The organism is Vibrio barjaei, assembly GCF_001639065.2.
GTDB classification, from domain to species: Bacteria; Pseudomonadota; Gammaproteobacteria; order Enterobacterales; family Vibrionaceae; genus Vibrio; species Vibrio barjaei.
The window spans coordinates 25,974-40,876 of record NZ_LQXO02000059.1 but is presented as its reverse complement, the minus strand read 5'-3'; the positions used below and the strand labels follow the sequence as shown (position 1 = coordinate 40,876).

The following is a 14,903-nucleotide window of genomic DNA, read 5'->3' as shown; positions in this document are numbered from 1 at the left end:
CGTCCAATTAAACAGCTGAAGTCCCTTCGCCGCAAGGTTCGACACCTATTTTTATTCTCGTAAAAGGCGCAGTAAACCAGATCATTTGAACACTTTAGGACAAGCCATTTTCCAGAGCGTATTTTGCCAGCTCTGCCGTCGAATGCAGATCCAATTTATGCTTGATGTTTTGACGATGAGTCTCCACCGTTCGATAGGAGATGTCTAACATCTGGGCTATTTTTTTACTACTACAACCCTGAGCCACGAGCTTGAGCACGGACTCTTCACGTCGACTCAATGGGTTAGTCTTAGCAACGACTGGGGTAATCTCTTGAGAAAATAACGTTTGAGTGACTGATTCACAAAAGTAGGTAGACCCTTGATGGACGGTCTTAATTGCCTGCACCATTTTCTCTGCGGAGATTTCCTTTAACATGTACCCTACCGCTCCCGCTTGCATTACCTTCATTATGTATTCACGATTATCATGCATCGTTAACATTAAGACTCGAATATTGGGGAGTTCTTCTTTAAGAACTTGCGTGGACTCGATGCCGTTCATTATCGGCATACTTACATCCATTAAAACCACATCCGGCTGGGTACTTTTGACGACTTCAATAGCCTCTACGCCATTGCTTGCGGTTGCGACCACATCAATTTCCGGTTCCCGCTCTAATCTAGCCATAAAACCTTCAAGAACAACTTGATGATCATCGACAATGACGACTCGGATCTTGCCATCCATTACACTGTCTCCTCTACCTTTAACAACACGGTAATTTCTGTTCCCTTTCCATACTCACTAATGAGCTCGAACTCACCACCGATAAATTCCACTCGTTCACGCATGTTTCTCAATCCAATCCCACGGCTATTCATCGCATTTCCAACATCAAATCCGACTCCATCATCGGTAACGATCAGCTGCAGAACACCGCCAAATTGCTTCAAGAACACAGTGACTTTGGTTGCCTGTGCATGCTTTTCGATATTATTGAGAGACTCTTGAACAACTCTATAGAGTGTAGTCGCCACTTCAGATTTGAGCTTCGAGGCGTTAGAATCTAAAACCAATTCTGTACTCGCCATGGAGTAAGTTTTAAAATCTTGCAAGAGAGTGGTAATCGCTGCTTCCAAACCTATATCATCCAAAGCACTGGGACGTAGATGATGGGAAATTCGACGAACTTCCATTATCGCTTCTGACAACGAAGATTGAGATTGCTGCAGGTGTCCCATCGAACGATCATCAACGCTTCTGGTATCCATCAACTCTAGATGGCATTTACTCGACACCAGCAATTGATTTACCCCATCATGAAGCTCTCTAGCTAAATGCTTACGTTCGTCCTCCTGAAACATAACCGTTTTATGGGCGAGCTCTTTCAGATTTTTGTCAGCCAATTTATGTTCATGCCAATTCACCGCTAAGGTCAGTACAATAATCACCGCTACTGTCACTGCGAAAATTGTCACGATAGAAAATATCGTGGTCTCAATATTGTTATCAATAGCAGCCCTTAATATCGCCACTTCTTGAGCTACATCTTCAATGTACAGTCCGGTCCCTATCATCCAATCCCACTTATCCAGCCAAGCTGCATAACTAAGTTTGGTGACCGTTTCTCCTGTAGACGGTTTTTGCCATAAGTACTGATGATAGCCCCCTCCTGACTGCGCCTGAAACAACAAAGCTTCAATGAGGTAATCACCATCTTGATCTTGAAGCTTTAACAAGTTTCGACCAACAAGCTGCGGAAGAATTGGGTGGACGAGGTTGGTACCATTTTTGTCGTAGGCAAAAAAGTAGCCATCAGTGCCGTAACGCAGACGATTGAGCGTTTCTTTGACCTGATTTTTGGCTTCGGTTTCAGTTAATGAAGAGTTGTTGTAGTCCTGCTCAATAGCATCAAAAGCCATTTCGACGCTGTCTTTAAGAGCAGATTCCTTTGAACGAATAAGGCTCTCTCGGAAAATGTTAATTTCATTTTCTCCGAGCGCTTTTGCTTGATGAAGAGTTATCCAACTGACACTCGCCGTCACAATGATAAGTGGGATGAGTGTCAGTAAGATAAGTTTTGCTTTGAGCGGCATAGAAGTCCTTTTTCTAAGCTGCATTGGATGTAGCTTATTGTTTCCTATTGTAAACAGTAACAATGTCTAAAATAGAAATGAACTACTATGCCGAGCTAACGCAGCTCCGATCACATTCCATAAAATTCTGGGAAAATAAGAATTGAGGCCAATACTACAATTTGAATCGCGATAAATGGCATCACACCTCGGTAAATATCTCTTGTCGTTACACCGTTAGGAGCAACACCTTTAAGATAGAACAAGCTAAAGCCAAATGGTGGGGTTAAGAATGACGTTTGTAGGTTCATCGCAATCAAAATCGCAAACCACGTCATATTAATACCCATAAGTTCTGCCACTGGAGCAATCATTGGTACGATGATGAAACAGATTTCTACAAAATCGATAAAGAAGCCCAGAATCAAGATAACCAACATGGTAATGATGAGGAAGCCCCATTTCTCACCCGGTAATTCTAGCATCCATTCTTCAACCAGCATATCACCGCCAGTATAGGTAAACGCCATTGAGAACGCGGTTGCACCGAGCAAAATAGCAAATACCATTGCCGTCACTTTCACCGTCTCTTTGGACGCATCATAGAGCATGCCCCAACTGAATTGACGATACATAAGTGATAGAACAATTGCACCCGCTCCACCGAGAGCAGCAGACTCCGTCGGCGTCGCAATACCGGCAAAGATAGAGCCTAATACCACAACTATCAGTGCTAACGGCGGAATAATCGCTTTCAGCGCCGTTTTTACTTCCTCTGAGCGTGAAATAGTTTCATCTCTTGGAATCGGTTGAGCACTCTCTGGATTTAACTTTGCATAAATGAGTATGTACGCGACATAAGCGCCAACTAAGACAAAGCCCGGCCATAACGCAGCTTGGAATAAATCCCCTACTGGTACACCTAACACGTCACCCAAAAGAATAAGCACGATGGATGGTGGGATAATTTGCCCTAGAGTACCCGACGCACAAATGGTGCCGCAGGCTAACCCTTTATCATAGTTGTACTTGAGCATCACTGGTAGAGAGATAAGCCCCATGGCAACGACGGATGCTCCTACAACACCCGTTGATGCTGCAAGCAATGCACCCACGAGTACTGTTGAAATCGCAATACCACCACGAACACCACCAAACAGACGCCCCATCGACTCAAGAAGCTGTTCAGCTAGCCGAGTCTTTTGTAAAACTAACCCCATAAAAACAAACAGAGGTACAGCCATTAATACCGTGTTTTCCATAATGGACTGTATGCGATATGGCATAAACGCAAACATTTCTATCCCTTCAGCCCACACACCGAAGATCAGCGCAATGCCGCCAAAAGTGAAAGCAACAGGAAAACCGAGTAGTAGCGCGAATAAGGCTACAAAAAACATCACAATACCGATCATGAGAATGTCCTTATTCGTTTGAGCCGGAAGACTTAGCGTAAATGAGGTGTGGATTGAACAGTTTGTTCAATGAGTGCAGAACTAAGCCAACACCAGCAATCGCCATAAAGAAGAATGAAAGAGGAATCATCGCTTTGATGATCCAGCGATAAGGTAAGCCACCAGGGTCACCAGAGGTTTCTCCTAGCGCGTAACTTTCTTTGGCAAAATCGATACCAAACCACGCGACCAATAAGCAAAATGGGAATAGAAAAACAAAAGTGCCTAATAGGTCGATGATGGCTTGAGCTTTAATAGATAAGCGCTCGTAGAACACGTCTACTCGTACATGTCCGCCCGCTTTAATTGCGTATGGAACACCCAGTAAAAACACTGCCGAGAACAAATGCCATTCCATTTCTTGGAAGGCGATAGAAACATCATTAAATACGTAGCGCATCACTACGTCATAAACAACATTCACCAATAAGAGCAAAAACAAAATACTGGATAACCAACCTAGCAAATCCGCTACCTTGTTAAACAGTCTTTCAATGTAAATTAAACTACGCATACAACTTTCCGCCTATCCGCCATATTTAGTTCATTGTTTTAGTTAAGGGCGTATGACCATTTTTTGGGAAAAAGTGGCGCAGGAGCCGCGCCACTTAAAGGGGGTATTAATTGTCGAACTTGTTTAGGTAAGCTTTAGAGGCAATATCAGTCCAAGAACGTACTTGCTGTAGATAAGCGGCTTGGGAAGCTTGAATTTCTTTTGCCATCTCATCTTTAGCTGCGTGCTCTTTTAGCAACTTGTCATTCGCATCACGCAGTGCATCCATTACTTCACGTGGGAAGTCTTTAACTTTCACATCTGGGTAATCTGTTTGTATCGTTGCCCAGTTCTTGCCACTTTCGTGAGTCGATTGGATGTACATGTCGTACGCAGCTGTCTTCATAGCGATTTGTAGAATTGCTTTCAAATCGTCAGGAAGTTTGTTCCAAGTACGTTTGTTTACTAGGAACTGCAGCTCTGTTGCTGGCTCATGCCAACCAGTGTAGTAATAAGGTGCAATTTTGTGGAAGCCCATACGAAGGTCTAGTGATGGTCCTACCCACTCTAGTGCGTCTATAGTACGACGTTCTAAAGAAGTATACAGTTCACCTGAAGCGATGTTAGTTGGCTTAGCACCAACCTCTGCTAGGATTTCACCAGCAAAGCCCGGAATACGCATTTTCAAACCTTGCAGGTCATCTACGCTGTTGATCTCTTTTTGGAACCATCCACCCATCTGAACGTCAGTGTTACCACCTGGGAAAGACATCATGTTATGCGGCGCATACACTTTCTCCATTAGCTCCATACCACCACCGTGATAGAACCAAGCGTACTGTTCTGGTGCCGTCATACCAAAAGGCATTGTCGTAAAGTAGAGGGTATTTGGCACTTTACCTTTCCAGTAATACGACGCTGAGTGACCCATGTCATATTGACCAGATTTAACCATATCAAACACGCCGAAAGGCGCTTTATGCTTGTTCGAAGAGTCAATACGGATCTGTAAACGACCGTTTGACATTTCTTCTGCCATTTTCGCCATGTTCTTCGTTGCGTCACCAAAGATAGGGAAGTTTGGCCCCCATGTCTCGGCTAACTTTAGACGATAAACTTTATCCGCTGCATTCGCGGTACCTGCAACAAACGCTAAACACGTTGCTGCAACAATCGCCGTGCTCTTCATGACACGTGTTACTGATTTCTTGATTAGACTCATTATTCAGTTCCTTGAGTAGGTTCCCTGTTGAAGTCACTGTCGTAACTCCAAGTTTCACATTCCACACAACTATGGATGCAATTCTGAATAACGGGTATTAGTGAGAGCACGCAGTGATAAAACCATTAATTAGCGTTGTCAGACCTTGGTATTACGTATAAATACGTAGGAAATAACCACAATAGAGATCTAAATAGCTATAAATCAATAAATTAAGAAGACAGGATTGGAAAGGAGATTGGAGAAATACTTAGGCATTTATTATCAGGCACGAATTACACAATCGCTACTTTTGTGACATCAGTCGCTAACATTAGTGCGTTTTAGTCTTCTGGATCAAAAAGACCCCTAGGTAAGGGGTCTTTTTGAGAATGGGTAAAGTGAGCGCTTAAAGCGCTTTATAGATCACTTTATTGCCCGCAAGCTGTTCTTTAGCCACTAAGCCTTCTTCTAGAAGCTTCTTAAGTGCGCCAGTCGCCCAAGATGCTGCTTTCGCTTCTTCTTGGCCAGCTTCTAGGCCGATGCCTTTTGGATTGATACCGTCAGCATTTTTAGCAACGATGTCTAGCACTTGTTGCTGCTTAGGAGTTAAGGCTACATCAACTTTTTTTGTCGCAGTTGCGGTTTCAACTACAGGCGCTTTCGCTACAACAGGCTTTTCTGTTTTTGTTGCAGCTGCTGTGTTGGCAACTACCGCTTTAACGCGCTTTTGCAACTTAGATTGCACTTTGCGCTTATGAGCAAGTCTCATTTAGTTTTCTCTCCAATTCACTGCACCAAGACAGTGGTCAAAATTTGAAGCGCGTTTTATACCAAAATTTTGATAGCTTTTGTAGAGGATTGACACAAAGTGGCGTCAAAAATGCAGACCTAGGACGTTTATGGCTATTATTTAAACAATAAACTTTATTATCGCTTCATCGGTATAAAGAACCAGATAGGGTAAAAATCAGTCGTCACTATGGATACATTACATTTCAGCAATCATAATTACACATGGCAATCTCCGACCATTAAAGTCGTTGCAGCGGTCGGCGGGTTGGCCTGTTTTAGTTTTCTTCTACTTTCCCCCAATTGGCAGCAAGCGTTGGTGTTCATTACGCTCGTCGCTGCGGTCATGACCTTTGCTTACTTTATGCTTGTCAAAAGCCGTGTCACCTTCACACTGACAGCAACTCATTTCCAGCAACACGTCTTCAAAGGTGGCTGGGTCGTTAAATGGAGTAATATTGAACGAATCGGAGTATGTACACATCACCAAGACGGTTGGCATAAACCACTGCCTTGGATTGGAATCAGACTCAAACACTATCAACCTTACTTGGATGGTATTTGCCCTAGAGTGGCTACCGACCTTTTGCTAAGCCAACGTGCGTTGCTTTATCTTGGTGCCCAGCAAACCTCACCAGCACTTAATTTTGAAGATATTGTGTTGGACTCTGAAACTTACGTTACCAATGAGGGGAAAGAGTACAGAGGGCTTCTCGCCATGTTGGCAAATCGAATGCGTTATCAGCGAGAGTTTTATGGATTTGATGTATTTGTAGCCGAGGCTGACCTAGACAGGTCTGCCGACGAGTTTGTGGGTCTTACCCGCCGCTATTTAGCTGCGGCGGATAGATAGGTGCTCTAGAGAAGCATTACTTGTAATCACTCACTGTTCTCTTAGACGACTATCAGTAAAGCGGCATCTCATCGGCAACAAACGGATTGGATGCTCGCTCATGGCCAAAGGTCGACTGTGGACCATGACCCGGTACAAATGTTACGTCATTACCGAGCGGCCACAACTTGGTCTTAATCGAGTTAATCAAAGTAGCGTAGTCACCTTGAGGAAAATCTGTGCGTCCAATACCACCATTAAAGAGAACATCGCCAACAAAAGCGACTTTTGATTCCTCATTAAACAGCACTACGTGACCTGGAGTGTGACCCGGAGTATGAATGACGTTAAGAGTTTGATTACCAAACTCTACAGTATCACCATCATCTAACCATTGATTGGGTTCAAACGCTTTAGTTAAAGGAAAACCAAACATTTGGCTTTGGTTTTCTAACCCTTGTAGCCAAAAGTTATCGGCTTTATGAGGACCAACAATGTTGGCATCAAGCGCTTCTGCAAGTGGCTCAGTTCCGCCAACGTGATCTAAATGTCCATGGGTGAGTACTAGTTGTTCAACTTGTACTCCAAGTTCTTTGATCAACATTTCTAGCTGTTTTACATCACCGCCAGGATCAACAACCACACCTTTCATGGTTTCGTCACACCAAACGATAGAACAGTTTTGCGCAAATGAAGTGACAGGCACTACTTGATATTGAAGACTCATCATAAACCCTATTAATTTTGCAATTAGCGGGACTATGACATCACGCTAGCGGAATGACAAGTGTTACCAGTTTCTCACTGGGCCCGTATCAATATGGACGAACTGGCTTCTTGGATAATAACCCACTCCACCAGCCTTGATGGTTAGCGCCGCCTCGTGAAGATGACTGAGTTTTACTCCGTCTAATCTAAAGTCGATGGCCTGACCTAACATATGAAGACTTTTTTTCGCTACCCCATTAGAGCCTGAACGCAATGAAGCATTGGTCTCTGGAGATCGGTAGCCAGAAATGATCAACACCTCTGATTTTACACCTAATAGGCTTTGAATCTCTGATATCTGATCAAACAAACGCTTATCCATGTTGTGGGTTTCATTGCGTCGATGATCTCGACAAAGTGTATTGAGGCGAGCAAGTTCAGCTTGGATATACTTAGCACCGTCAAAGTAGCGACTTTCTAGACTCTCTCCTGTGTGTAAGTTATTCATTGCTAATGTTCTTGGTGCAGAAGAAGGCATAGCGAAAGATAGCGAAGGCACCAATGACGCCGTTGCACCACACAAAGCAAGTTTGAGGGCGTCTCGTCTAGAAATGTTTGTTTGGATCATACTACTCAAAGAAAGGAAACTACGTAATTGCGGCGCAAGATACGTGTTTCTCGAGCCTAGTTCAAATGCAGAAATTAGCAAAACGCGCTTATTTCTGCAGCCAGCAGTGGTTAACCTTTGAGCAGAAAGCGTTTTTTAGATTGTTCAAATTTGTGTCAATTTTTTGAAAAAGCCGCACTGTTCATACTTTCTCGTTTGGCATCGTATTGGTATACGTCACCACGGAAGTGTGCCTTTCCGTCAGACATCCAAGCGGTTTGATAAATGATATGAACCGGAATTCGCTGCTTAAGGGCTATCGCTTTATTTGGGCGTTCCGTTGCAACATCTTCTAATGTTTTCCCTTGTGCTTCGAGTAACACTTGAGCGAACTGGTCAGCGTGTTCCACTCTCACACAACCAGAGCTGAATGCACGTAAACTCTCATCAAACAGATGCTTACTAGGTGTATCGTGTAGAAAGATGGCTTGCGCGTTGGGTGTGTTGAACTTGTACTGACCCAGCGCGTTTAACTCCCCTGCTTGTTGACGCATACGATACGGGAAGCGTCGCGCATTGACCTCTTGCCAATCAATCATCGTAGGGTCGATACGTGCCTGATTGTTCCAATCATCTAAAATTTCAATTCGCTGTGAAAATAGGTAAGTTGGATTCTGTTTTACTTTAGGAATGATGTCTTTAACCATAATTTTCCAAGGCACATTCCAAGTAGGATTTAGGATGAGCGAATCCATTTTAGTTTCCAGTAAAGGCGTTTGACGCGAGGCTCTGCCTACAATTACTCGCGACTCAAATCGTTCCTCTCCTTCATCCCAATATTCAAGCTGAAAGTTCGGCACATTGACGACAATGATGTTTTCGCGCTGCTGTGGCCACAAGCGAGAACGCTCTGAGTTGAGTGCCAAAATACGCAGTTTATCGGACGCGGATTTGTTCAACCATTCGATGGTATTGGGACCTATAATACCGTCATCGTTTAACCCGTATATGGTCTGGAACTCTCTAATGGCAAAGTCGAGTGATTCGTCGAAATAATGATCTTCCCTTGCCGTAACAAAGACATTGGATTCGGACAGCCTTTCAATAAGAATTAAGTATGCTTCTTGAGGTAACGTATCACCGAGTCTCATGAGCCCAACTTGCTGATACTCAATCTTGGTCATTTGCGATTTCGACACTAGGTCGATGTATGCATTCTCAAATCCATCTTGCTGTAACATTGGCGACGCAAACGAGGTGGTGTAAGCCAGCGCTTCTTGCGCTTCGAAAGCTTTTACCATTAGATCAACTTCAGTTGCCGAAGGACGCGGAAGAGGCTCAACTAGATCAGCAGTAAAAAACCACTCTTTACCAAGCTCTTGAGACGCTGCAACATAGCTTAAATAAAGTAAGAAAGTATCTGTTGCGACTCTATCATAACGATCCACCTCGCCTTGCTGATAATACTGTTGCAGGAGTTCTACTCTTGATTGGAACAGCGGACTAAAGCCCGCAAGCTTCATCATATCTAGTTGCAGATTTAGCTGAGCGTTAAGCTCGTTGCCATTCCATATACGTTCAACATCCAGTCTGGAATATAAGTAGTCAACTAACGAAGGATAGAGAAGCGCGTCTTGAGTCCTATCTATAAGCTCAGTTGAGCCTTTTGTATTATCCTGCTGAAGAATTGGCTTGATGTGTTTTACAGAATAAGAGGCTAGCTCGGTCGAATTTGAGACAAGCTGATCTGGCGCAGCAACCGTCAAACCAGCTGTAGCTAGAGAGAATAAACCAACAGACAATGAGAGTAGCCAGTTTCGCATCTACCAACCTCCTTTCAAACAAGGATCTTAAGTATGGCAGAAATCACACTATCAACCGGACAATTTTAAACTAAACCAGCTACCGTCTCATTTATGTGATGGCACTCCAATGATTATCCCACTGAATTCCAGAATAAAAGCGCTGTTTATCTAGTTGTGGATTAATTTTAATTACTTGCCCCGCACCAGAACTCACATGAAAGTCCCCATTCCTGACCACCACTCCTGAAGCATCTGGGAGTGCATTAATTTCCAGTAATTCACGTGTTACCTTGTCCCAAATTCCGTAGCAACTTCCTCTCGGTGAGGTAGCCAGAATATGCGTTTCTGTCGCTGCAATACTGGCAATATAGTGATTAAATCTTGCCCACTGTTCAGGCTCTCCACCCAGCTCTTCCATCACCGAACCTCTCTGGTGAATGGCGACTAGTGGTACGTAGTCCTCCGCTTCGCCCCGATATTGCTGACCCGTTAACACCGTAGTGTCACCGTCATGAGCAAGATGGCGAATACTCTTATGATGGTCGCCAAGTGTTGCTTGCTCAAGAAGCTCTCCCTGAGGAGAAAGATAACTTAAGCTAGGTTGCATGGTTGCAAGATTTTTAGGTTGCCTGCCATTGGTATGTACGCCGCCGACTCCAACGACTAACGAATCGTCTACCATCACGATCACTTCATGAGGACCTAGCCCGAAACCGGTAAACTCTTCTATTTTTCTATAGTCATTAGCAACATCATAAACGCCAATGATTCCACGACTGCTCGACCGCTCGCCTTCCGTAGCGTACAGCCATCGACCATCATTTGAATACACGCCATGCCCATAAAAATGTCGGTTATTTGGCGCTAAAATGAGCTTTACTACTTGTCCTTCACGATAATCAAACACCATGGCATAGCTACCAGGCCTTCGCGCAAACATCACCGCATGATGAGTCTTGGGCGATACAGCAATGCCATGACCACGGTCTGGTAGAGGCAGTCGATGCATAGCAGTAGCATTTTCGGCAGAAACAATAACTTCATAGTCACCCTTGTTGCGAACCGAGCCGCCTATCAAGGTTTCCTGAGCCATTTTCGTCGTGGATGCGCAAGCCGTGAGCAAAGAAGGCGACATCACCATGATGCCTGCCAACTTTGTGAAGTTGCGTCGAGAAATATCAATCGCCATCAGTCGCATTAAATCCTATTACTACTCCCAACTGAACCGAAGCCTCTTCATTGATAAGATACTTAAGTTGTTCAAGCTTGTTGAATTGCGACAGCACTGTTCGATATCCTTGTTTAGATTGCAATAACGCAAACAGACTGGCTTCACTCGGCCAAGTTTCTAACGTATCTTCAAATTGGTGAACGATACTGTCCGCCAGTCTTGCATGACCTTCATCGCGCAAAATCTTATCTAGCCCCTTTCCTTTCGCCAGATAGAGTGCTTGCATCGCTTCTACGTTAGTTTTTAGATTGCTCATTGATGTTTCCGAGCGCCAAGACTCAGAGAAATAAGGCCGCGGGGCACCGATTTTCGCTAACGGACGAGACAATTTTTTCATGCTGTAATCCAGCTGGTTAGACAGCAAAGCCAGATACTCTGACTCCCACGCCTCTTTGTCTAAAGTGGACCACGGATTGGTTTGCCACGCCATAAATATAGTGTCAGCGCGATCGGTAAGAGAAGTGGTAATGGCGGTCGCCAATGAGCAATGCCCTCGTGAGCCCTTTGCTAGTGTTGAAGCATTATCATAAAGCAGCCATTCAATTGCTCCTAGTCCCTGAATGGTGACACTTTGCAATTGTACTGACTCCATGGTCCACGCGTCGGTTTTAACCGCTTGTGACATCTTCCTACCGGTGGTGTTCTTCTTATCTGGCCAGAATTGAACATTCCAATTCTGCTCCAGTGCCATAGCAGGACCTCGCTCTTGCCCTTGCAACCACATCCAACGGGACATTCCTTGTTGCCATGCTGCAGACACCTGCGTCAGCTCCGATTCCCCTTGGCAAAACTGTGCAGTTTGCGATTGTAAGTTCATCATTGCCGTTTTGAACTTCAACGCAGAGTCGAATTCAACTTCATATACAGCTTGACTAAGGTGTGTTGTGGCTTCTGGCTTAGAGGATTGGGTCACACTACTCGATTGACAAGCTGTTAAAAAAAGCAAGCTCAACGCTATAGATGAAAGTTTGTAATTCACGCTGCTCTCCTTACAGTGAATTTAGAAACGCCAGTAGCGCATCACGTTCTGATTTAGATAGGGCTAACACGTTTTGTTTTGCGGCTTCTGCTTCACCACCATGCCATAAAATCGCTTCGGTGAGGTTTCTCGCTCGTCCGTCATGAAGAAAATATGTGTGACCATTAACTTCTTCGGTATAACCAATTCCCCATAATGGAGCTGTGCGCCACTCACGGCCCGAAGCCGCGTATTCTGGTCGATTGTCTGATAGCCCCTTCCCCATGTCATGTAACAGCATATCCGTATAAGGGTGAATCGTCTGGTTCGAAATGGCAGGCAACCCTTCTTGTGTACCGGTTTGAATACCTGTTCTATGGCAGTTTTGGCAACCGACATTGTTGAATAGCTTCTCACCTGCAATTACCAATGGATCATCGATATTACGTCGTTGAGGCACCGCTAAATGCTGAGTATAAAACTCGACGAAGTTGAGAATTTTGTCGCTCACCTCAGGGTCTCCGCCACTGTGCTGAGCCGTACAAACACCCTGATTACTGGTACAGTTCTCACTCGGAAACAGCGAACTTGTTAAGCCTACATCACCATTGAACGCAGCCGCATTTTGCTGCATCAGATTAGGCTGGCCTGCTTTCCATCCAAAGCGACCCAATGCCATCTTTTGAGTGCGCACATCCATCACGTAGTTAGGCTTTCCTGTTACTGATGAGTTGTCCTCTTTTTGCGCTTCAGCAAATGCTAAGATCGTCGATTCTGGAATCGATTCGAGCAACCCTAAGCCAATCATTGGCGGAGCAACTCGTGCCGACATTAAAACCTCAGGGTGCATATCGCCGTAGGCTAGTTCGACAATCTTAAGGTTAGGCTTGCGTAACATGACGACCGTTCCATCTTTAAAACTTACCGCAACCTCATCATAAGTAATATCAATTTGTCCTTCTGGCTGCATGTTCGGCAAAGCAAAATCTTGCAACTGACCACCATATGTTGGCTCAGGTATTACACCGTCAAGCTCATAGGCCGCTTTCTGCTGCGCAGTCACAGCCGGAATACTCAACCTAACCAACATGGATACGGCATGTTGATCATTTTCTTCAGGAGGATGACCACGACCGTCTTTGATATGGCAGTTTTGGCAACCATTGGTATTAAATAGTGGTCCAAGCCCATCCCTTGCATCTGTGGAAGCAGGAGCTTGAACCCATGGATTTCTAAAAAAACTGTTACCTACGCTAAAATCTAGTCGCTTTGACATAGGCAAGTTGGCAGCAGGCATTGAGTAAGCATTAGGCCCCTCTTTTTTTACCGTTGTTTTACCGCCCGACAGATGAGAAGACTCAGACCCGGCAAACACCGAGCCGACAAAAAGGAATAGTAGTGTGGCTAAAAAAGGATAAGATCTTGACATACAGCGCTCACAAAAAGATCGACAAAAGGGGGGCAGTAGCCCCCTATTCATTATGGTTATTGTGCTTAGAATTCGTGGTCAGCAGTATCTGGATTTAGGCTATCGATACCGATGATGCCAGCGGCACGCTCAATTGAACCAGTTTGCGCGACAAGTGCAACAATGGTCTCATTCACTAGTTTGTTACCCTGAGGATTATTCGATGCGATCAACTGGTCAAAGTGTTGGTTGTCTTTTTCTGCCGAGGTAACAAGTTTGCCAACTTGCGCGCGTGCAAGATCAAATTGCTTTTGAATCTCTTTCGCTGCTGTTTTGTCTTTTGCTTCAACAAGGTTAGCGATACTTGGACCGTCAACTAATGTTCCATCAGCGCGAACGTAAGTGCCCGTGTAAACGTTATAGATACCTTGCTCGTTGTAGTAGTGAGAGTTATGCGTGTTGTCAGAGAAACAATCGTGCTCATCTTCAGTAGAATTGGCCTCTAGAGCCACTTTCATGCGCTCACCTGCAAGTTCACCTAGAGAAAGTGAACCCATGCCAAATAGTATCTTACGAATGCCGTTGTCAGCTTTGTCAGCAAGTAGTTCAGAGCGGTAATTACCTTTCTCCGCCGCTGACCATTGTTTCTCCATCCATTGAAGATCTTGAATCAACAGTTTCGATGCAGCTTGAAGATACTGCGCACGACGCTCACAGTTACCGTTAGTACAGCCTTCACCGATGACATAGTCAGTGTAAGGACGTTCACCAGCACCTGCATTAGTGCCGTTAAGATCTTGTCCCCACAATAAGAACTCAATCGCATGATAACCTGATGCTACGTTCGCTTCAGAGCCACCAACTTCATTAAGGTTAGCAATGACTTCAGGTGTGATTTCTTTAACATCAAGAGTTGTAGCACCGATTTGTAGGCTCTTGTTAGCAACAATGTTTGCTTGTGCGCCTTCATTACCTAGTTCATATTGATAATCCGCACTCACATAGTCGATAAGACCTTCATCAAGTGGCCATGCATTAAGCTGTCCTTCCCAATCATCAACGATAGCATTACCAAAACGGAATACTTCCGTCTGCTGATAAGGTACGCGGGATGCTAGCCATGCTTGTTGCACATCGACCAGACCTTTCTCAGAAGGGTTTGCCAAGAATGTGTTAATAGATATGTCTAAATCTTTTGCTGTAATCAGTGCATCTGCGAATACCGCGTGAGCCAGATCAGCATAGTGTTCGACCACTTGGTCTTTAGTAACTGCAGAAAACGCAGCGCTTGAAGTCATTACAAGAGAGGCTGCCACTGCACCCTTCACCATGGTTGTTACATTCATGAAAAGCATC

The 14,903-nt window shown here is 44.5% G+C and carries 14 protein-coding genes; 1 reads left to right on the top strand and 13 read right to left on the bottom strand.

Annotated elements, in window-relative coordinates; translation table 11 throughout:
- Window positions 1–94 precede the first annotated feature (94 nt).
- The 6 genes from AWH66_RS24345 to AWH66_RS24320 form a co-directional block, all read right to left on the bottom strand.
- Window positions 95–730, bottom strand: a complete 636-nt coding sequence (locus AWH66_RS24345; RefSeq protein ID WP_063603773.1) for a response regulator transcription factor — start codon at window positions 728–730, stop codon at window positions 95–97.
- Entirely contained in the window at window positions 730–2,079 is a 1,350-nt protein-coding gene (locus tag AWH66_RS24340; protein WP_063603772.1) for a cache domain-containing protein, read from the bottom strand. Before AWH66_RS24340 ends, AWH66_RS24345 begins: the two co-directional genes overlap by 1 nt.
- Before the next feature lie 110 nt (window positions 2,080–2,189).
- Complete coding sequence (locus tag AWH66_RS24335; protein ID WP_063603771.1) at window positions 2,190–3,473, bottom strand: TRAP transporter large permease; 1,284 nt, start codon at window positions 3,471–3,473, stop codon at window positions 2,190–2,192.
- A 10-nt stretch (window positions 3,474–3,483) separates the two neighbouring features.
- Entirely contained in the window at window positions 3,484–4,026 is a 543-nt protein-coding gene (locus AWH66_RS24330) for a TRAP transporter small permease subunit (RefSeq protein WP_062457260.1), read from the bottom strand.
- 106 nt (window positions 4,027–4,132) lie between these two features.
- Window positions 4,133–5,227, bottom strand: coding sequence for a TRAP transporter substrate-binding protein (locus AWH66_RS24325; protein ID WP_006073745.1), 1,095 nt, complete (start codon window positions 5,225–5,227; stop codon window positions 4,133–4,135).
- A 388-nt stretch (window positions 5,228–5,615) separates the two neighbouring features.
- A complete protein-coding gene (locus AWH66_RS24320) occupies window positions 5,616–5,978 on the bottom strand; it encodes a MarR family transcriptional regulator (RefSeq protein WP_038225886.1) in 363 nt (120 codons plus the stop codon).
- 210 nt (window positions 5,979–6,188) lie between these two features.
- Between AWH66_RS24320 and AWH66_RS24315 the strand changes: the two genes are divergently transcribed.
- Window positions 6,189–6,851: a DUF2982 domain-containing protein gene (locus AWH66_RS24315; protein WP_063603770.1), complete on the top strand. Its 663-nt coding sequence runs from the start codon at window positions 6,189–6,191 to the stop codon at window positions 6,849–6,851.
- A 52-nt stretch (window positions 6,852–6,903) separates the two neighbouring features.
- On the opposite strand, the gene AWH66_RS24310 is transcribed toward AWH66_RS24315, so the two are convergent.
- From AWH66_RS24310 to AWH66_RS24280, 7 genes are all read right to left on the bottom strand, one after another.
- Entirely contained in the window at window positions 6,904–7,557 is a 654-nt protein-coding gene (locus AWH66_RS24310) for an MBL fold metallo-hydrolase (RefSeq protein WP_063603769.1), read from the bottom strand.
- 63 nt (window positions 7,558–7,620) lie between these two features.
- Window positions 7,621–8,166, bottom strand: a complete 546-nt coding sequence (gene mepK, locus AWH66_RS24305; protein WP_063603768.1) for a peptidoglycan L,D-endopeptidase MepK — start codon at window positions 8,164–8,166, stop codon at window positions 7,621–7,623.
- Between the two features lie 155 nt (window positions 8,167–8,321).
- A complete protein-coding gene (locus AWH66_RS24300; protein ID WP_063603767.1) occupies window positions 8,322–9,968 on the bottom strand; it encodes a L,D-transpeptidase family protein in 1,647 nt (548 codons plus the stop codon).
- 91 nt (window positions 9,969–10,059) lie between these two features.
- Window positions 10,060–11,148 carry a DUF1513 domain-containing protein gene (locus AWH66_RS24295; protein WP_063603766.1) on the bottom strand — a complete coding sequence of 363 codons (1,089 nt, stop codon included), beginning with the start codon at window positions 11,146–11,148 and terminating at the stop codon, window positions 10,060–10,062.
- Complete coding sequence (locus tag AWH66_RS24290) at window positions 11,129–12,160, bottom strand: imelysin family protein (protein WP_063603765.1); 1,032 nt, start codon at window positions 12,158–12,160, stop codon at window positions 11,129–11,131. The genes AWH66_RS24295 and AWH66_RS24290 overlap by 20 nt, the downstream gene beginning before the upstream one ends.
- A 10-nt stretch (window positions 12,161–12,170) precedes the next feature.
- Complete coding sequence (locus AWH66_RS24285) at window positions 12,171–13,568, bottom strand: di-heme oxidoreductase family protein (RefSeq protein ID WP_063603764.1); 1,398 nt, start codon at window positions 13,566–13,568, stop codon at window positions 12,171–12,173.
- A 65-nt stretch (window positions 13,569–13,633) separates the two neighbouring features.
- Entirely contained in the window at window positions 13,634–14,893 is a 1,260-nt protein-coding gene (locus AWH66_RS24280) for an imelysin family protein (protein ID WP_063603763.1), read from the bottom strand.
- Window positions 14,894–14,903 lie beyond the last annotated feature (10 nt).